The sequence below is a fragment of the uncultured Tateyamaria sp. genome, from assembly GCF_947503045.1.
Taxonomy (GTDB): domain Bacteria; phylum Pseudomonadota; class Alphaproteobacteria; order Rhodobacterales; family Rhodobacteraceae; genus Tateyamaria.
The window spans coordinates 294,209-312,563 of sequence record NZ_CANNCF010000004.1; the positions used below are offsets into that span (position 1 = coordinate 294,209).

An 18,355-nucleotide genomic window follows, 5' to 3' on the forward strand; every position below is an offset into this window, starting at 1 on the left:
ATAATTTCCTTTGCGGTGCGCACTCAGCGCTTTTTCGGCACGCCATAGAGTTCGAGACGATGGCCGCGCAACTCATAGCCCAGTTTCTGGGCGATCTTTTCCTGCAGGGCCTCGATCTCTTCATCCATGAATTCGATCACTTCGCCCGAGTTCATGTCGATCAGGTGGTCGTGATGTTCACGCTCTGCATCTTCGTAGCGCGCGCGTCCATCCCCGAATTCCAGCTTGTCGAGAATCCCGGCCTCTTCGAACAGTTTGACAGTGCGATAGACAGTGGCGATCGAGATGCCGGAATCCACGGCACTGGCGCGATTGTACAGCTCTTCGACGTCCGGGTGGTCGTCCGAGGCCTGCAGCACTTCGGCAATGATCCGGCGGGGCTGGGTCATGCGCAGGCCCATGGCTTCGCTGCGGGCGGTGATGGAGGGTCGTTTTGCACTCATATCCGCTGGTTTAGCGGGTGTTTGCCGCTTGCACAATTCGCTTGGCTCAATTGCGGTTGACGCCAACGGGGTATGGGTCCACTGGGGGCCATGAGTGATTTTGACATGATGAACCTGCCCGCCGCCCTTGGCGCCCGCGTGGCACAGATGGGTCTGACGGACCCAACCCCGATTCAGGCCCAGGCTATCCCGCATGCGATGAACGGGCGCGACGTGATGGGCCTTGCCCAGACCGGCACCGGCAAGACGGCCGCCTTTGGCATCCCGCTGATCGCGCGGCTGATGGAAGAGGGCGGGCGCGCCGCCCCCAAGACCGCGCGCGGTCTGATCCTGGCCCCGACCCGCGAGCTTGCCGGGCAGATCGCCCATGTGTTGCGTGATCTGACGGATATGAAAGTGCAGATCGTGGTCGGCGGTGTGTCGATCAACCCGCAGATCCAGCGCCTGTCCAAGGGTGTCGATATTCTGGTCGCGACCCCCGGTCGCCTGCTTGATCTGTGTGATCGCCGCGCGGTGCGGCTGGATCAGACCGGGTTTCTGGTGCTGGATGAGGCGGATCAGATGCTCGACCTCGGCTTTGTCCACGATCTGCGCAAGATCGCGTCGATGATGGGTGAGGATCGCCAGACCATGTTGTTTTCGGCCACCATGCCCAAGCAGATGGCAGAGATCGCAGGCAGTTACCTGCGCAACCCGATCCGGATCGAAGTCTCACCCCCCGGCAAGGCCGCCGACAAGGTGACCCAGGCCATCCACTTTATCGCCAAGGCCGAAAAGACCGCGCTGCTGGTCGAGTTGATGTCCGAGCATAAGGACGAGCGCGCTCTGGTCTTTACCCGCACCAAGCACGGGGCGGACCGTCTGGCCCGCGCGCTCGAAAAGAAGGGCTTTGGCGTTGTGGCCATTCACGGTGACAAGCGGCAGGGCCAGCGGGATCGCGCGTTGGCCGCCTTCAAGGCAAGCGAAGTCAAGGTGATGGTGGCCACGGACGTGGCGGCCCGGGGTCTGGATATTCCGGATGTCAAACACGTCTACAATTTTGATCTGCCCAACGTGCCCGAGGCCTATGTGCATCGCATCGGTCGCACCGCGCGCGCGGGCAAGGACGGAGCGGCAATTGCGTTTTGTGCGCCGGACGAGATGGATCAGCTGAAAGACATCCAGAAGGTGCTGAAGACGGCGATCCCTGTCGCCTCCGGTCGCCCTTGGGAGCCGGTCGAGGATCCAACGGCCAAAAAGCCCGGCGGCGGTGGTCGGGGCAGGGGTCGTGGGGGTCGTGGTGGCGGCGGCGGTGGCGGCCGTCCCGGTGGTGCGCCAGGTGCGGCAAAGCCTGGCAACCGGCGGCGGCGCAAACCCAAGGCCAAGGGGTCGCAGGGCTGACCGGCGCACCTTACATCTTTTTGTAGATGCGCCTGTTGTCGCCCTTCGGAATGAGTTTGCGGCTGTCGTCCAGCATCTCGTCGCCAAAGGCCACGATGAACGCGCCGGATTTCATGGTATCGATCAGGCGTTCTTCGAATTGCCGTTCAATGGCGTTGTCCGACATTGGACAGTAGAAAAACACGATGTCATAGCCGCCGTAGTCAAAGTCGAGACAGTCCTGGACAAAGATATCCTTGCCCAGACCATAGCGCTGCCGTCCGGTTTCGATCATCTGCGCGGACAGATCAAACCCGTGAATGCAGTCAAAGGTAAAGCGGTCTGTCCGGCCCAGCAGGTGCACATTGCGCCCGGTGCCACAGCCGACTTCGAGGAAGGAACAGGGCCTGTGGCGCAATTCGCTGTGCTGATAGTCCACGTCTGCGCTCAGAATGCTCTCCAGTTCGAGGATGGCATTCAGAAAATCGTCCAGATCGATCGGGATGTAGCCAAATGAGCCTTCGGGCAGGTCCGTGTCGTTGATCTCAAGCTGTGCGACATGGTCGATGGCGGCCTTGTAGAGCTTGTTCTTGTCCAGCGCTTTTGGCAGCCGCGCGGCGAGGGATTGGGCGTGTTCCACCGCTTCGGACAGGTGATCGTCGTCGGTGATCTCTGCGAATTTCTTCATCTGGGTCTGGCTTTCTCGGGCAGCGTGGACGCGCCTGTTCGGCGCGCCCGGACGCATTGGTACGGGCGTTGCATCCATTTCTGCAACGCCTTGCCCTCAGGTGTAAAGCGACGGCACCCCAAGCTGGGCGTGCACGTTGTTCACCGTGTCTGCATCCATGCCCAACCCTTGGGCGAGGGAGTGCAGGTATTGCGCCTCGGCCTGGGAATCGAGATCAATGGCCAACAGCGACATCGCATAGACTTGCGGGCCGAGGCCGCGCGGCACCTCTGCCACCAATGCGTTCACATCCACAGGGCGCTGCATTTCTCCGCGTACAAAGGCCGCCTCTTCGGCGTCAACGTCGCCGCCCAGCTGGCCCATGAGTTTTTCCTGTTCGCCCTCGTCCAACTTGCCGTCGGACTTGGCCGCCTGGATCATGGCACGCAGCATCAGTGCGGCCGCAGCCTCCTGATCGGCGGTGGGTTCAATGGCCTCCTGCGGGGTCTGGTCAAAGGACGAGTTCAGCACCTCGCCAAAGCTTGCATTGTTGCTGGCGGGTCGATTGCCCATGGCCCCACCTAGCGCGCCCAAAAGGCCACCGGCACCGGCGCCGCCGGCAAGACCACCCAGCATGTCCTGCAGACCGCCGCCCTTGCCACCGCCGCCGAGGTTTTCAAGCAGACCACCAAGACCACCGGCACCGCCCTGTGCGCCACCCATGAGGCCACCCAGCATGTCCTGCAGGCCACCGGCACCGCCCTGAGCGCCGCCCGACAGCCCGCCCAGCATATCCTGCAAACCGCCCGCGCCACCTTGTGCGCCGCCGCCTGCAAGGCCGCCCAAGAGCCCGCCAAGACCACCTCCGGCCCCGGCGGCCTGCGCGCCGCCACGGTTTTTCATCATCGAACTCGCGCCTTTGGCCACGGCCACGCCGATGGCCACTTTGGCCAGTGTTTTCATCAAACTCATAAGGTCCCCCCTGATTATCTGTCTGTCGAATCGATACATGTTAACCTTTGCACGAAACGTGTGGCGTGCAGCGGGGAATGTTTGGCGGGAATTGACATCGCCCATAGGCACGGCCCAAGTGCGCCGATGACTCGCAGGACCCATATCGATCTGACCGGCGCCGTGGCACTGACCGCCTTTGCGGTCAATCTGGCGCTCAACCAGGTGGTGATCAAAGTCTCAAACGGTGGGTTTCAGCCTGTGTTCATGGCCGCGTTGCGCTCGGCCGGGGCGCTTGTTGTTTTGGCGATCTGGATGAAGGCGCGGGGCATTTCGCTGCGTCTGCCGCGTGCCAGCGTGCCGGGGGGCGTGTTGGCGGGCAGCCTCTTTGCCCTTGAATTCATTCTGCTTTTCAATGCACTGGACCTCACAACCGTGTCGCGCGCCTCGATCCTGTTTTATGCGATGCCGATCTGGCTGGCGCTGGCGAGCCACGTGCTGCTGCCGGGCGAGCGGCTGACGGCGTTGCGCATGCTTGGCATGGCACTGGCGATGGGCGGCGTGGTTCTGGCGCTGGCCGATCGCAGTGCGGGGCAGGGCAGTTTGCTGGGTGATCTGCTGGCCCTTGGGGCGGGTATGTGCTGGGGCGGGATTGCGCTGAGCGTGCGCACAACATCGCTGAGCGCGGTGCCCGCGGCCCAGCAACTCTTTTGGCAACTGCTGGTTTCGGCACCGCTGCTGCTGATCGCCGCACTGTTCTTTGGCGACCTGATCCGCGATTTGCAGCCCCTCCATGTGGCGGGCCTGATCTATCAGATCCTTGCCATTGCCAGTTTCGGATTCCTGTTCTGGTTCTGGCTGCTCAAGATCTATCCGGCCTCGGGCGTCGCCTCGTTCAGCTTTCTCTCACCGGTGTTTTCGGTGCTGCTGGGCTGGCTGATTCTGGGCGAGCAGGTGGGTCTGAGCATCTGGCTGGCGCTAGGACTGGTGGCTGCGGGCCTTGTACTGATCAACCGCCGCTAGGGGTGGCGGGTGCGGGATTTGCATATTTTTCGGAACAATGAAGGTCAGGTGCCGCAGAAGGTGGCGGGCACGATTTCCTGCTTTGTGGGGGGGCGGTGCAGGTCGGGGTCTGTTTTGACATAGGGTTTTGACAAGCCGGTCATCAGCCGTTCGAACGGGGCCATGTCGCCTGCCACGGCCGCCTCGATCATCGCCTCGATCCGGTGGTTGCGCGGGATCAGTTGCGGGTTGGTTTTGGCCATCAGGGCGGCATCCGGCGCGCGCGCCTGCCAGCGGGTCGCCCATTGATCAAAGGCGTCACGGTCGGTGAACTGATCGCGCGCGCTGTCGGTGCCGAGGGCGGCGAAAGTGTTGGTGAAATCAGCGCCTTGCGCCTGCATCAGCGCAAGCAGGTCCTCGATCAATGGCTGGTCTTCTTCCGTGGCATTCGCCAGCCCAACCTTGGCCCCAAAGCGGCGCAGCCATGCGGCCTGCAATTGTCCGGGCATGGCGTGCACGATCTCGGTCGCCTGTTCGACGGCCTGTTCCTTGTCGTCAAACAGCTGGATCAGTGCGGTGGCCAGTTGCGCCATGTTCCACACGGCAATGCGCGGCTGGTTGCCATAGGCATAGCGCCCCATCTGGTCGATGGAGGAGAACACCCGCCCCTCGGCATAGGCATCCAGAAAGGCGCAGGGCCCATAGTCGATGGTCTCGCCCGAGATGGTGCAGTTGTCGGTGTTCATCACACCGTGGATAAAGCCGACGGACATCCATGCGGTGACCAGCTCGGCCTGTGCAGCGCAGACGGCTGCAAGCAAGCCCATGGGGCCGTCCGCCTCGGGCCAGTGGCGCGTGATGGCGTAGTCGGTGAGGGTGCGCAGCTCTTCCATGTGGCCGCGATTGGCAAAGATCTGGAAGGTGCCGACACGCAGGTGGCTGGCCGCCACCCGGGTCAGGACCGCGCCGGGCAGTGCCCCTTGTTCGCGGTAGACCGGGTCGCCGGTGGCCACAGCAGCGAGCGCGCGCGTTGTGGGAATGCCGAGGGCGTGCATTGCCTCGCTCACCACGTATTCGCGCAGGACGGGCCCCAGCCACGCGCGCCCGTCACCCATGCGCGAATAGGGCGTGGGGCCGGAGCCTTTGAGCTGGATGTCACGCCGGACGCCGTCTGTGTCGAGGACCTCGCCCAGCAGGATGGCCCGCCCGTCACCCAATTGCGGATTGTAGGTGCCAAACTGGTGCCCGGCATAAAGCTGCGCCAGTGGGGCGGCGCCGTCGGGCACGGTGTTTCCGGCAAAAATCTCGGCGTCAGGGGCGCTGATGCCCAGATCGCGCGCCAGCCCTTCGTTCCAGACCAGCATTGCGGGCGCAGAGACGGGCGTGGGGTCAAGGCGCGTGTAGAACGCTTCCGGCAGGGCGGCATAGCTGTTGTCAAAGGGGATGTGCAGGGTCATGTCCCACACATAAGGCGCGCGGCAGACATTTCCTAGAAGGTGCGCGTCATCAGGTGGTAGCCGTCGCGCAAAGAGAACCCGGCGCGTCGGTAGAGCCGCTGTGCGGGTTTGTTGGAGGTGTTCACCTCGAGGTGCAGTGCCTTGAGGCCGACGCCTGCGAGAGCACGGGGCAGGGCGATCAGCACTTCGCTCGCGATACCACGTCCGCGCACGCCGGGGCGGACGTAAAGTTCGTCCACAAAGCCGTCCATGCCCGCAAACTCGATCGACCAGCCAAAGGACACCACGATATAGCCGATCGGTGCGCGGGGCGGGCCGATGAGATAGGCCGCGCCGTGCGGGCTGCCATCGAGCAGGGGTTGGACGGCGTTCAGGCGGTCCTCGTCACTCAGGGTGATCCCTTCCTCGGCGTGAAAGGAGGTCACAAGCGGCATCAGCCGGTCGAAATGTTCAGTCGTGGCAAGGGTCAGGGCCGCACTCATTGATAACGCTCCAACGCTCTGGCTTCGGTTTTGGCGATCCATCCGGATTTGCAGACGCCATAGTCCGCGCCGCCTTCGGGGTGGCGGGCCGCACAGGCGCCTTTGACAGAGGCGTAGGCGACCCGCAAGGCTGTGTTGTTGCGCAAGGCGTCGCGAAAGGCGAGATGGCGGCGGATATCTGCGTGTCCCTGCACGTAGGCATGGGCGTGAACCAGCCGGTGGCCGGATTCGGGGTCAAAGCGGCGGCAATAGCGCCGTCCCGGCAGACCGAATGCGCCCATCCATTCATAGCCCATATCCTCGAGTGCGGGGCGTGCCGCGTCGGCGGATGCGTCGTCGGCAAAGACGGGGATCAGATCGATGATCGGTTTGGCGGGCAGGCCGGGCACTGCGGTGGACCCGATATGGTGGACGGTGACAAGTCCGGCAACATGGGTGCGCCAGCGCGCGGCCTCTGCGGCGGCCATGGCAGGCCAGCTGTCGTCATAGGCGACCAGCAGGCTCACAGCCGTGCCAGGCGCTCGGTCAGCAGGGTGAAAAAGCCATCCGCGTCCAGATCACCGACGAAAAACGCATTGGCCGGGCGGTCGGTCACGCCCCACCAGTCAGCAACAGTCATCCCGAGTGTGAGTTCGGAGGTGGTTTCGATTTCCACGTTGATGTGGCGGCCCGTGAACAGGTCGGGGCGGATCAAGTAGGCGGTGACGCATGGGTCGTGCAGCGGCGCCCCGGCCGAGCCGTATTTGGCCTTGTCGAAGCGTTCGAAGAAATCGGTCATCTGCGCCACCGCGATCCCCGCGGCATTGCCAAGGGCACGGAAAGCATCGTTGCGGGCCTGGGTCACCAGCGCCTTGTGGGTTACATCCAGTGGCATGACCACGATATCGATACCACTTTTGAATACGATATCAGCAGCTTGTGGATCGACGTAGATGTTGAATTCGGCCGCAGGCGTGATGTTGCCCACTTCGAAATAGGCCCCGCCCATCAACACGATCTGCGCAACCCGTTCGGCAATGTCGGGGGCCTTTTGCAGGGCACTGGCGATGTTGGTGAGGGGCCCGAGCGGGCAAAGTGTGACGCTGCCTGCGGGTTCGCGGCGCACTGTGTCGATGATCCAGTCCACCGCGTGGCCATCTTGCAGGGGCATCTCGGGGTCGGGCAGGTCGGGACCATCAAGGCCGCTTTTGCCGTGGACATGTTCGGCTGTGACCAGTTCACGCCCCAGCGGACGGTCACAACCGGCAAAGACTGGTACATCAACTTTGCCTGCCAACTCACAGACAATGCGCGCATTTTTCGAAGTTAGATCAAGGGGCACGTTACCTGCAACAGCAGTGATCCCGAGCACATCAAGGTCCTCGGGGCTGGCGAGGGCCAGCAGGATTGCGACGGCATCGTCCTGTCCGGGATCGGTGTCGATGATGATCTTGCGCGGCGCCATGTCGTTCTCCTGCTCGGGTGCGCGCAACGTGGAGGCAATGTCGCCGGTTGTCCAGAATGCGCGATGCGGATCAACGCACCTGTGATGCTTTCTCTGCAGCTTTTACTTCGTTCCAGAGCGCGTCCATCTCGTCGAGTGTGCTGTCCTCGGGGCGTTTGCCGCGTGCGGCCAAAGCCGCCTCGATGGCGCCAAACCGGCGGGTGAACTTGGCATTGGTGCGGCGCAGTGCCTCTTCGGGGTCGATTTCTAGGTGGCGCGCGAGGTTTGCCATGACAAAGAGCAGATCACCCATTTCGTCGACCATATCCTCGTGATTCATGGTGTCGCGTGCCTCGACCAATTCGGCCGCCTCTTCGTTGATCTTGTCGATGACGTGAGACACATCGGGCCAGTCAAAGCCCACGCGCGCAGCCCGCTTTTGCAGCTTGAGAGCGCGCAGCAGGGCCGGAAGGTTCATCGCGATTCCGTCCAATGTGCCGCGTTGCGCTTTAGCGCCGCGCTCGGCTGCCTTGATCGCCTCCCAATCGCGGGTCTGCTGTTCGGCGGATTTCTCGCGGGATTCGTCGCCAAACACGTGTGGGTGGCGCGCCACCATCTTGTCCGAAATGTTGGTGACCACGGAGTGAAAGGAAAAATGCCCCGCCTCTTCGCCGATGGCGGTGTGATAGACCGATTGCAGCAGCAGATCGCCCAATTCGCCCTCGAGCTCGGGCCAATCCTGCCGCTCGATGGCGTCGGCAACCTCGTAAGCCTCTTCGATCGTGTAGGGGGCGATGGTCTGAAAGGTCTGCTCGATATCCCAGGGGCAACCGGTCTCGGGGTCGCGCAGACGGCGCATGATCTCCAAAAGCCGCTCAATCCCTGCGGTTTGGTCGTTAATCAGATCGTCTGCCATTGCAAGCCTTTCGGGTTTCGGTTTTGCTGATATCTGACGCATCGCATTGACAGGAGTCCACCCATGGCAATCATCAACCGTATCGGCGATCTTGGCCCCGAGATGGCAGCGTGGCGCCAGCATCTGCACACGATCCCGGAACTGTCCTTTGATTGCCCCAAAACCTCGGCCTTCATTCTCGAACGGCTGAAGGAGATCGGGGTGGATGCGATCCATGACGGCATTGCGCAGACGGGCATTGTGGCAATCATCGAAGGCAAGGGGGATGGGCCGACCATTGGCTTGCGCGCGGATTTCGACGCCTTGCCGATCACCGAGGACACCGGGGTCGATTATGCCTCGACCCATCCGGGGCAGATGCATGCCTGTGGCCATGACGGGCATACGGTGATGTTGCTTGGGGCTGCGAAATATCTGGTCGAGACGCGCAATTTTTCGGGCCGTGTGGCGCTGATCTTTCAACCGGCCGAAGAGGCGGGCGGCGGCGGCGAGGTCATGGTGCAGGAGGGCATCATGGACCAGTTCGACATCAAGGAGGTCTATGCCATTCACAACGCGCCGGGGAAGGATTTTGGCAAGTTCCACACACGTGGCGGCCCGATCATGGCTGCCGCCGATACATTCCACATTACGGTGACAGGCAAGGGCGGGCACGCGGCACGCCCCCATGACACGGTTGACCCGGTTGTGGCGGCCTGCGCTGTTGTCACGGCGCTGCAAACCATCGTCAGCCGCAATCACAAGCCGTTGGATCAGCTGGTTATTTCGGCCACGCAAATTCACACCGGCACAACCGATAACGTGATCCCGGAGACGGCGTACCTGAATGGCACAATCCGGACCTTTGACAAGGAGGTGCAGGCCATGGTCGTGCGCCGCATGGAAGAGGTGGTGGCCGGCACCGCTGCGGCCTATGGCTGCGAGGCAAAGCTCGAGATCGAGTTTGGCTATCCCCCCACCGTCAACGACGCATCCAAGGCCGGTTTTGCCGCCAAGGTCGCGGCAGAGGTCGCAGGTGACGACGGGGTCGAGCCGGATGTGGAGCCTGTGATGGGGGCCGAGGATTTCTCGTATATGCTGGAGGCCCGGCCGGGCGCCTACCTGATGCTGGGGCAGGGCGAGGGGGCGGGGGTGCATCACCCCAAATACAACTTCAATGACGAGATTGCGCCAATCGGGGCGTCGTTCTTTGCCCGCCTCGTCGAAACAGCGCAGCCCGTGGGATAGGGGCTCTGCCCCTCGGCCCTCTGGGCCTCACCCCGGGATTTTTTGAAATCAGAGAAGAAGGGACGGTGCGCGATATGGCGCTGGAAGATGCAAAGACGCAGATGGATCATGCGTTCACCCGCGACGATCCAAGGGGGCCGTCCTTTGAGCTGACCTTTGCCGGGGCGACCTCGTTCCTGCGCCGTCGCTATACCAAGGATCTGACGGGCGTGGACATTGCGGTGACCGGCGTGCCCTTTGATCAGGCGGTGACCAACCGGCCCGGCACCCGGCTGGGGCCGCGCGCGATCCGCGAGGCCTCAACCTTGCAGGCGCCGGATGCGCCATATGGCTGGCCCTTTGACGTGGTGAGTGAGCGGGTCATCGTGGATTACGGCGACGTGGCCTTTGATTATGCAAATGTGCCTGCATTTCCGGACACGCTGACCGATCATATTCGCGGGATTCTGGCGGCAGGAGCGGCGAGCGTGGTTTTGGGGGGCGATCACTATATCTCGTTCCCGATCCTCAAAGCCTATGCGGAGAAGTTCGGGCCGATGTCGCTGGTGCATATCGACGCCCATTCCGACACATGGCCCGATGATGACATGTCCCGCGTTGATCACGGCACGATGTTTTACAAGGCGGTGAAGTCGGGGATTGTGGACCCGGCGACCTCGGTTCAGATCGGCATTCGCACCACCAATGAGGACACGTTGGGGGTGAACATCATCGACGCACCCGAATTTCACCGCATAGGGCCAGAGGCGGCGGCAGAACGTGCGCGCGAGATTGTGGGGGATCGTCCCTGCTATCTGAGTTTCGACATTGACGGGCTCGACCCGGCCTTTGCCCCCGGCACCGGCACACCGGTCTGGGGCGGGCTCAGTTCGGCACAGGCAGCGGCGCTTTTGCGCAATCTCGCTGGGATCAACATTCAGGGCGGCGATATCGTCGAGGTGTCGCCCCCATTTGACACCACGGGGGCCACGGCCATTGCAGGCGCCCATGTGGCGGTCGAGATTTGCCAGCTTTTAGGATGGAGGATGCGCGGGTGAGCCCGAAGAACCAGCCCATCAGCGGCAATGATCTGGCACGCTTTTCCGGGCCGGGCACCTTCATGCGCCTGCCCGGCAGCAATGAGTTGCACAAGCTGGACGTGGCTGTGCTGGGGGTTCCGATGGATATCGGCACCTCTTGGCGATCCGGCACCCGGTTTGGCCCCAAGCAGGTGCGCAATGAATCAGCGATGATCCGCCCCTATAACCTCGCCACAGGCGCGGCGCCGTTTGACAGTCTGCAGGTGGCCGATATCGGCGATCTGGCAATCAACACGTTTTCGCTGGCGGACAGTTTGCGCATCATTGCAGAGAGTTACGAGGCGATCTTGCAGTATGATGCGGTGCCCATGGCCATTGGTGGCGATCATTCGATCACCCTGCCGATCCTGCGCAGCATGGCCAAGCGCCACGGACCCGTGGCATTGATCCATGTGGATGCCCATGCGGATGTGAACGACGAGATGTTCGGAGAGCGCGAAACCCATGGCACCGTTTTTCGCCGCGCTTATGAAGAAGGGCTGATCAAGCCGGACAAGACCTATCAGATCGGGCTGCGAGGCAGTGGCTATTCGGCAGAGGATTTCACCGAGGCTGCGGGCTGGGGCTTTCAGCAGTTTCCGGCGCATGAGTTGTGGGGGCGCGATCTGAGCACGCTGGGCGGCGAGATCCGGCGCGATATCGGCGAGGGGCCGACCTATATCACCTATGATATCGACAGTCTGGACCCGGCCTTTGCGCCCGGCACGGGCACGCCCGAGATCGGCGGGCTCAGCTCACCGCAGGCATTGCAGTTGATCCGCGCGTTGAACGGGCTCAACCTTGTGGGCTGTGATCTGGTCGAGGTGTCGCCGCCCTATGACACGTCCGGCAACACCGCACTGACGGGGGCGAATATCCTGTTCGAGCTGCTCTGTATCCTGCCGGGTGTGGCGTACCGATGAAAGTTAGGCTCGTCATGTATCTCATTGGAACGGTTGTTCTTTTGGCTATTGCGGCGGCTGCCTATGTGCGCCTTGCGCCCACAGACGTGGCGCGCTGGCATCAGCCTGTGACAGCGACGCAGGACAAGGATCTGAAAGGCGGCGCGATCCGGGTTGTCATGAGCGACTCGGCGGCGCTGGTCACGGCGGATCGGGCCATGCGCGCATTGCCACGCACCCGCGTGCTGGCCGGATCGGTGGACAGTGGGCGCATCACCTACGTGACCCGCTCTCAGCTGTGGGGATTTCCGGATTACACGACGATCGAACATGCCGACGGCATGCTCAGGCTGTTTGGACGCTTGCGGTTCGGGTCGTCAGATCTTGGGGTGAATGCCGCCCGGCTCACTCATGTTCTGGCCGCCATCGAGGGATGAGCTGAGGCAGCCCTTTTTCACCTCTCGCCACATCGGCACGTTCAGCGACATCTGACATTGCGCCATGAACATACGCCCATCGACGTTCAAACAAACGGTTTCGCCCAATTCGACACGGTTGCGTTGCTTGTCGGTGCAATAGCACTCAACCGTCTTGCCGGAGGGGGAAGTGACATCGGCGAGCGCGGGGCTCGCCATCAGGAGAGAAAGTAGGATCGCACGTTTCATGGGCAAGACCATAGCATAGTCCGCCTCTTGACCAAAGAGTAACCTTATCGCACACCCGCTCCATGATCCCGCAGGACCGCCTTTTTCAAATCCGTGACCGCTTTCAATATCTTGAGGCGGCGATGTCTGATGGGTCAGGCGATATTGCGATGCTGGCCAAAGAGTATTCGGATCTGAAACCGGTTGTGGATCAGATTGACGACTATCTTGGCCTGCTTGGTGGTATTGATGAGGTCAAGGCGATGCTGGATGATCCGGACATGGCCGAGTTGGCCCGCGAAGAGATGCAGCGCCTGACTGATGCACTGCCCGCAGCCGAGGCGGCCCTGCAGATTGCGCTGCTGCCCAAGGATGCCGCCGATTCGCGCCCGGCCATGCTGGAAATACGCCCCGGTACAGGTGGCGACGAGGCCGCATTGTTTGCCGGTGATTTGCTGCGCATGTACCTGCGCTATGCCGAGGCCCATGGCTGGCGCGTGGACATCATCGAGGAAAACGCCACCGAACTGGGCGGCATCAAAGAGGTCGTGGCCCACATCACCGGGCAGGATGTGTTTGCCCGAATGAAATTCGAATCCGGTGTGCACCGTGTCCAGCGTGTGCCCAGCACCGAAAGCGGCGGGCGCATTCACACCTCTGCGGCCACTGTCGCCGTGCTGCCAGAGGCCGAAGAGGTTGATATCGAAATCAACCCCAATGACATCCGCATCGATACCATGCGCTCGTCCGGGGCGGGGGGGCAGCACGTGAACACCACCGACTCGGCCGTGCGCATCACGCACCTGCCCACAGGTCTGGTGGTCACCAGCAGCGAAAAATCCCAGCACCGCAACCGCGACAAGGCGATGCAGGTGCTGCGCGCGCGGCTCTATGATCTCGAACGCAACCGGGTCGACAGCGAACGCTCGGCCAATCGCGCGTCGCAGGTGGGCTCGGGCGATCGCTCCGAACGTATCCGCACCTATAATTTCCCGCAGGGGCGCATGACCGATCACCGCATCAACCTCACGCTCTACAAGCTGGATCAGGTGATGCAGGGCGATCTGGACGAGGTGATCGATGCGCTGACAGCCGATGCACAGGCGCGCCTGATGGCCGAGATGGGCACATGACGGCCGCCGAGGCGATGGTGGCGGCCACCGCCCGTCTGCGCGCCGCTGGCGTGCCGGACCCGGCGCGGGACGCGCGTGTGCTGCTGGCCCATGCCGCACAAGTTGATGCCGCCCGCGTGACCCTGATCGCCCCCGAAGACATCGCGCCCGACATTGCCGAACGCTATGACAACCTGATCGCCCTGCGCGCTGTGCGGGTGCCGGTCAGCCAACTGGTCGGCAAGCGCGGCTTTTACGGGCGCAGCTTTGCGGTGACGGCCGATGTGCTGGACCCGCGCCCCGAAAGCGAGACGCTGATCGAGGCCGCCCTCGCCGAGGATTTCACCCGCCTGCTGGATCTGGGCACTGGATCGGGCTGCCTGTTGGTCACGCTGCTCGCCGAACGCACCGAGGCCCGCGGCATCGGCGTGGACCTGAGCGAGGCCGCCTGTCTGCAGGCCAGCGCCAATGCGGTGCGCCACGAAGTGGCCGCGCGCGCCGAAGTGCTGAACGGCAGCTGGTTTGACCCGGTCGAGGGCCGCTTTGATCTGATCGTGGCCAATCCGCCGTACCTCGCCGCCTTCGAGATGGACGAAGTCGCACCGGAATTGCGCGATCATGAACCGCGCATGGCGCTGACGGATGAGGGTGACGGGCTGTCGGCGTATCGCGAGATTGCCGCTCTTGCGGGCAGCTACCTGACCTCTGAGGGCCGGGTGATTTGCGAATTCGGCTCCACGCAAGGCGATGATGTGCGGGCGATTTTCGAGGCCGAAGGCTGGAGCGATGTGCGAATCCTGCCCGATCTGGATGGGCGCCCCCGTGTCGTCGTTGCGCGGAATCCAGCGTGAGCCCTTCAAAAATGGTTAAAATCTGCCTTTTGCCCTTGTCGTGGCCGCATTCCCATGCTTATTCATAACCCAGACGCTACGGCCTCGTGCCATGCAACGTGCTAGCGTCCCAATCCATCAAGATCGCCGAACATTAAAAACTGGTGCAGATGTGCACTTCGGCTGATCACAAAAGACACGCCAAGAGCGGAAACATTACCCCATGAAATCTTCGAGATCACGGTCACGGTCCAAGAACAGTCGCAATCGCAACAACAACAGCGGTGGCGGTGGCAACGTCGTCAATCGCGTCTTTGACAGTTCCGGCCCCGAGGGCAAGGTCCGTGGCACGCCACAGCAGATCATCGACAAGTACAACCAGCTCGCGCGTGATGCGCAGCTGTCCGGCGACCGGGTCGCCACCGAGAACTTTCAGCAGCACGCCGAACATTACCTGCGCCTGCTGAGCGAGGCACAGCGCGAAATCGACGCCCGCCGCGAAGAGCAGGAACGCCAGAACCGCGAGCGGCAAGCCGAGCGTGACCGTCAGGCCGACCGGGACCGTGAGCGCAATGCGCAGCGTCAGGATAACCCCGGCGACAGTGCCCCGTCGGATCCGGCCCTGGCGCCGCAACCGGACGTGGTCGAGGCGGCTGGTGACAGCAATCTGGTGGAAACACCCGAAAGCCAGCCCAAGCCAAAACCGCCACGCAGCCGCAAGCCGCGCAACAAACCTGCCCCCAGCGGTGATGGTGCGGAAACGCCTGTCGACAATGGATCTGCCCCAGAAGCGGCCGAATAAGCGCTTAGCCCGCAGCAACCGCGCGGGCCAGCGCGCAAAACCCTTCCAATGACACCTGTTCGGCCCGCTCGGTCGGTTTGATCCCGGCTGTGTGCAGGTAGTCTTCGATATCCGGTCCCAGCCCCTTGAGCGCCGAACGCAGCATCTTGCGCCGCTGGTTGAAGGCCATGGCGACAACCCGGCTCAGCACCTCTGCGTCGGCTTCGAATTTCGGTGAGGGCAGGGCGGTCAGATGCACCACCGCGCTTGATACCTTGGGCGCAGGCGTAAATGCCTCGGGCGGCAGGGACATCGCAATGCGCGCCTCGCAGCGCCACTGCGCCAGCACCGCCAGCCGCCCGTAGGCCTTGGAACCGGGGGTCGCCACGATCCGTTCAGCCACCTCGCGCTGGAACATCAGGGTCAGGGACTGCCAGAAGGGCGGCCAGGTGGGTGGCGTCAGCCAGCGCACCAGCAATTCGGTGCCCACGTTGTAAGGAAGGTTGGCGGCCACGCGGATCGGCGGGCTCAGATGTGCCAGTGGATCAATGTCGAGCGCGTCCCCAATCATCACCTGCAATTGCCCCGGATAGCGCGCCGCGATCTCCTCCAGCGCGGGCACGCAGCGCACGTCCTTTTCAATGGCGAGCACGCGGCGCGCGCCTTCCGACAGCAACCCGCGCGTCAGCCCACCGGGACCGGGACCAATCTCCAGCACGTCACACCCCGACAAGTCCCCCGCCTGACGCGCAATCTTGGCCGTGAGGTTCAGATCAAGCAAAAAGTTCTGGCCCAGCGATTTTTTCGCACTGAGCCCATGACTGGCAATCACGGTCCGCAAGGGGGGCAGGTCGTCAATGGCGCTCATCGCTTCATTGTTCTCCAAATATGCCCGCCGGAGGCGTCCCGGACCCCGCCATCCGCGCGGCCAACCGGATCGCCTCGATCATGCTGGTGGGGTTGGCGATGCCCTGACCTGCGATATCAAAGGCAGTGCCATGATCAGGTGAGGTGCGGATGATGGGCAGGCCTAGGGTCACGTTGACGCCACGGTCAAAATCGAGCGTCTTGATCGGGATCAGGGCCTGATCGTGATACATGCAGATGGCGGCGTCATAGCGCGCGCGGGCCGCCGAATGAAACAAAGTATCTCCTGGCCACGGTCCGGTGACGTCAAGGTCACTCGCGGCGATCTCGGCTATCAACGGCGCGATCCAGTCAAGCTCTTGTCGCCCCATCGCGCCACCTTCGCCCGCATGTGGGTTCAGGCCAGCAACCACAAGGCGGGGGTTGGCAATTCCAAATTGCGAGCGCAGCCCTTCGGCAGTGATCTCGATCGTGTGGCGCAGCAGCTCGGGCGTGAGGACGGTTGTAACCTCTTCCAGAGCGATATGGATGGTTGTGGGCACAACCCGCAGCGCCTCAGAGGCCAGCATCATCACCGCACGCGGCGCATCCGTGAGCGCTTCGAGATATTCGGTATGACCGGGATAGGCAAAACCCGCCCCGTCGATCAACACCTTCTTGTGAATCGGAGCGGTGCAGAGGGCTGCGACCTCACCGGACCGGGCGAGCGCGACGCCGCGCGCAATTACGTCGATCACCCCTTGGGCATTCTCGGGCGTGGCAACGCCGGGTTGCGCTGCGGCGGGGAAGGCGTGGGGCAGGACGGGCAGGGCGTCTGTGCTGTGCTGTGCCGCCTCTGCGGGGCTGTCTATTTCGGCAATGGGCGTGCCTGCAGGCAAGTGGCGCGGATCGCCGATCCAGACCATAGCCACCTCGGCGCGCAGTGCCGCCCACGCCTTGGCCGCAATTTCAGGACCGACGCCCGCCGGTTCGCCGCAACTGATCGCGACCAGCGGCGCGCTCATTCGAAGACGGTGATTGTCGCCTCTGCCGCGAGCTGTTCCAGCAGGTTTTCCGAAAACGCGTTCAGGCGCTGGTTGCGCAGTTGCGCGGCGATGGAGTCGCGGTCGATCTCCTGATCCTCTTCCAGCGCCGGCGTACGCCCGCACAGCATCAGCAGCACGAGGGTCTGTCCGTTGGAACGGGTCAGCGCGGTCGAGGTTTCACCCGGATCAAGTTTGGACAGTTCCATGGCGATGTCGGTGGGAATCTCTGCGGGCGGCAGGCTGCCGCGATCCAGGTTGGTTTCCGGCTCGCCCTGCGCGATGCCATAAAGGTCATCACAACGATCAACCCGCGCGGCGATGGCACGTGCGCGGCCAAGCGCCTCTGGGGTGCGGCCGCCCGCAATGTAGTAGGCGGCGTATTCGATGGCCGAATATTGCCGCTCGGGCGCGTCGGTTTCGCGGATGTCACGCAGTTGGAACAGGGCCACCGCATTGGGGATGGGCAAGGGCGACGTCACCTCGCCCGGTCCAAGCGCCAGCAAAAGGGGACGCAAAACGGGTGGCAGATCGCTGAGCGGTGTCCATGGCAGGCGTCCACCCGCACCGCGCGAGGCGGTCGCGGAAAAGCGGCGGGCAAAGCCGGAAAACTCGGCCTCTGTCGTGGATTGGGCGATCTGTTCAGCCTGTGCCAGCACCTGTTCGGCACGTGCAGGCGGGGCCGGGATAATGATTTCCGAAATCAGCACCTCGATGCCGCTATTGGATGTCGCACCCGCCACGGCGCGGTCGACCTCGCGATCAGAGATCTGCACCCGCGCACCGAAACGGGCGCGGATATAGTCCCGCCAGATCACCTGTGTGGCGATGAAATCCCGAAAGGTCTGTGCCGCGATCCCCGCCTGTTCCAGGCTGGACACGAATTCTTCGGCAGACAGATCAGCGCGGGCAGCAAATTCGGAAAAAGCCTCTTGCAACTGATCGGGGCTGGCGGTGATGCCAACCTGCGAGGTGGCCGACGCCCGCAGGCGGTCGCGGATCAACTCCTCGATCACTTCACCACGGGTGCCGCCGCGGGCGCCGAGGATTTGCAGAAAGCGGATGCGCTGCTGCACTTCGAATTCGGTGATCAGCGCCTCATCAACCTGTGCGACCGGGGCAAACAGGTTTTGCGCCTGCGCCGCGCCGAACGAGGTGGCCAGCGCCAACACGCCTGCCGCACATGCCCGTGCGATTGTCATTGCTCGTCTC

At 62.9% G+C, this 18,355-nt stretch carries 21 protein-coding genes; 9 read left to right on the plus strand and 12 right to left on the minus strand.

Features of this window, described 5'->3' with window-relative positions:
• Positions 1-23 precede the first annotated feature (23 nt).
• The gene (locus Q1A89_RS17675; RefSeq protein WP_299731396.1) at positions 24-443 is read right to left on the minus strand and encodes a Fur family transcriptional regulator; all 420 of its coding nucleotides are present in this window, start codon (positions 441-443) and stop codon (positions 24-26) included.
• 90 nt (positions 444-533) lie between these two features.
• Here Q1A89_RS17675 and Q1A89_RS17680 point away from each other — a divergent pair, with 90 nt between their 5' ends.
• Positions 534-1,823 carry a DEAD/DEAH box helicase gene (locus tag Q1A89_RS17680; protein WP_299731399.1) on the plus strand — a complete coding sequence of 430 codons (1,290 nt, stop codon included), beginning with the start codon at positions 534-536 and terminating at the stop codon, positions 1,821-1,823.
• 10 nt (positions 1,824-1,833) lie between these two features.
• Here Q1A89_RS17680 and Q1A89_RS17685 read toward each other — a convergent pair whose 3' ends face one another.
• Entirely contained in the window at positions 1,834-2,490 is a 657-nt protein-coding gene (locus Q1A89_RS17685) for a class I SAM-dependent methyltransferase (protein WP_299731402.1), read from the minus strand.
• Between the two features lie 96 nt (positions 2,491-2,586).
• Complete coding sequence (locus tag Q1A89_RS17690; RefSeq protein ID WP_299731405.1) at positions 2,587-3,441, minus strand: DUF533 domain-containing protein; 855 nt, start codon at positions 3,439-3,441, stop codon at positions 2,587-2,589.
• A 126-nt stretch (positions 3,442-3,567) separates the two neighbouring features.
• Between Q1A89_RS17690 and Q1A89_RS17695 the strand changes: the two genes are divergently transcribed.
• Positions 3,568-4,443, plus strand: a complete 876-nt coding sequence (locus Q1A89_RS17695; protein ID WP_299731409.1) for a DMT family transporter — start codon at positions 3,568-3,570, stop codon at positions 4,441-4,443.
• Between the two features lie 44 nt (positions 4,444-4,487).
• Here Q1A89_RS17695 and Q1A89_RS17700 read toward each other — a convergent pair whose 3' ends face one another.
• The 5 genes from Q1A89_RS17700 to mazG all read right to left on the minus strand — a co-directional run bounded on the left by Q1A89_RS17700 (position 4,488) and on the right by mazG (position 8,700).
• Entirely contained in the window at positions 4,488-5,879 is a 1,392-nt protein-coding gene (locus Q1A89_RS17700; RefSeq protein WP_299731412.1) for a protein adenylyltransferase SelO, read from the minus strand.
• Between the two features lie 32 nt (positions 5,880-5,911).
• Entirely contained in the window at positions 5,912-6,361 is a 450-nt protein-coding gene (locus tag Q1A89_RS17705) for an N-acetyltransferase (RefSeq protein WP_299731415.1), read from the minus strand.
• Positions 6,358-6,867, minus strand: a complete 510-nt coding sequence (locus Q1A89_RS17710; RefSeq protein WP_299731418.1) for a GrpB family protein — start codon at positions 6,865-6,867, stop codon at positions 6,358-6,360. The genes Q1A89_RS17705 and Q1A89_RS17710 overlap by 4 nt, the downstream gene beginning before the upstream one ends.
• Positions 6,864-7,805 (minus strand): nucleoside hydrolase, encoded by a 942-nt coding sequence (locus Q1A89_RS17715; RefSeq protein ID WP_299731421.1) that lies wholly within the window; start codon positions 7,803-7,805, stop codon positions 6,864-6,866. The genes Q1A89_RS17710 and Q1A89_RS17715 overlap by 4 nt, the downstream gene beginning before the upstream one ends.
• A 70-nt stretch (positions 7,806-7,875) precedes the next feature.
• Complete coding sequence (gene mazG / locus Q1A89_RS17720; protein ID WP_299731423.1) at positions 7,876-8,700, minus strand: nucleoside triphosphate pyrophosphohydrolase; 825 nt, start codon at positions 8,698-8,700, stop codon at positions 7,876-7,878.
• A gap of 63 nt (positions 8,701-8,763) precedes the next feature.
• Between mazG and Q1A89_RS17725 the strand changes: the two genes are divergently transcribed.
• From Q1A89_RS17725 to Q1A89_RS17740, 4 genes are all read left to right on the plus strand, one after another.
• The gene (locus tag Q1A89_RS17725) at positions 8,764-9,927 is read left to right on the plus strand and encodes a M20 aminoacylase family protein (RefSeq protein WP_299731426.1); all 1,164 of its coding nucleotides are present in this window, start codon (positions 8,764-8,766) and stop codon (positions 9,925-9,927) included.
• A gap of 74 nt (positions 9,928-10,001) precedes the next feature.
• Entirely contained in the window at positions 10,002-10,964 is a 963-nt protein-coding gene (gene speB, locus Q1A89_RS17730; RefSeq protein ID WP_299731429.1) for an agmatinase, read from the plus strand.
• Positions 10,961-11,908, plus strand: a complete 948-nt coding sequence (speB, locus tag Q1A89_RS17735) for an agmatinase (protein WP_299731432.1) — start codon at positions 10,961-10,963, stop codon at positions 11,906-11,908. The genes speB (Q1A89_RS17730) and speB (Q1A89_RS17735) overlap by 4 nt, the downstream gene beginning before the upstream one ends.
• The gene (locus tag Q1A89_RS17740) at positions 11,905-12,324 is read left to right on the plus strand and encodes a DUF1499 domain-containing protein (protein WP_299731435.1); all 420 of its coding nucleotides are present in this window, start codon (positions 11,905-11,907) and stop codon (positions 12,322-12,324) included. Before speB (Q1A89_RS17735) ends, Q1A89_RS17740 begins: the two co-directional genes overlap by 4 nt.
• Here the strand turns inward: Q1A89_RS17740 and Q1A89_RS17745 are convergent.
• Positions 12,265-12,552, minus strand: coding sequence for a hypothetical protein (locus Q1A89_RS17745; RefSeq protein WP_299731438.1), 288 nt, complete (start codon positions 12,550-12,552; stop codon positions 12,265-12,267). The genes Q1A89_RS17740 and Q1A89_RS17745 overlap by 60 nt on opposite strands.
• A gap of 62 nt (positions 12,553-12,614) precedes the next feature.
• Here Q1A89_RS17745 and prfA point away from each other — a divergent pair, with 62 nt between their 5' ends.
• From prfA to Q1A89_RS17760, 3 genes are all read left to right on the plus strand, one after another.
• The gene (gene prfA, locus Q1A89_RS17750; protein ID WP_299731441.1) at positions 12,615-13,664 is read left to right on the plus strand and encodes a peptide chain release factor 1; all 1,050 of its coding nucleotides are present in this window, start codon (positions 12,615-12,617) and stop codon (positions 13,662-13,664) included.
• Complete coding sequence (gene prmC / locus Q1A89_RS17755; protein ID WP_299731444.1) at positions 13,661-14,494, plus strand: peptide chain release factor N(5)-glutamine methyltransferase; 834 nt, start codon at positions 13,661-13,663, stop codon at positions 14,492-14,494. Before prfA ends, prmC begins: the two co-directional genes overlap by 4 nt.
• A 202-nt stretch (positions 14,495-14,696) precedes the next feature.
• On the plus strand, positions 14,697-15,275 hold the full coding sequence (locus tag Q1A89_RS17760; protein WP_299731447.1) for a DUF4167 domain-containing protein: 579 nt from the start codon (positions 14,697-14,699) through the stop codon (positions 15,273-15,275).
• Positions 15,276-15,279: 4 nt separating this feature from the next.
• Here Q1A89_RS17760 and rsmA read toward each other — a convergent pair whose 3' ends face one another.
• Genes rsmA through Q1A89_RS17775 form a run of 3 tightly spaced genes read right to left on the minus strand, consistent with a single transcriptional unit; the run spans position 15,280 to position 18,345 of the window.
• Entirely contained in the window at positions 15,280-16,122 is an 843-nt protein-coding gene (gene rsmA, locus Q1A89_RS17765) for a 16S rRNA (adenine(1518)-N(6)/adenine(1519)-N(6))-dimethyltransferase RsmA (protein WP_299731450.1), read from the minus strand.
• A 4-nt stretch (positions 16,123-16,126) separates the two neighbouring features.
• On the minus strand, positions 16,127-17,125 hold the full coding sequence (gene pdxA / locus Q1A89_RS17770; protein WP_299731453.1) for a 4-hydroxythreonine-4-phosphate dehydrogenase PdxA: 999 nt from the start codon (positions 17,123-17,125) through the stop codon (positions 16,127-16,129).
• Complete coding sequence (locus tag Q1A89_RS17775) at positions 17,122-18,345, minus strand: peptidylprolyl isomerase (protein WP_299731455.1); 1,224 nt, start codon at positions 18,343-18,345, stop codon at positions 17,122-17,124. The genes pdxA and Q1A89_RS17775 overlap by 4 nt, the downstream gene beginning before the upstream one ends.
• Positions 18,346-18,355: the final 10 nt, after the last annotated feature.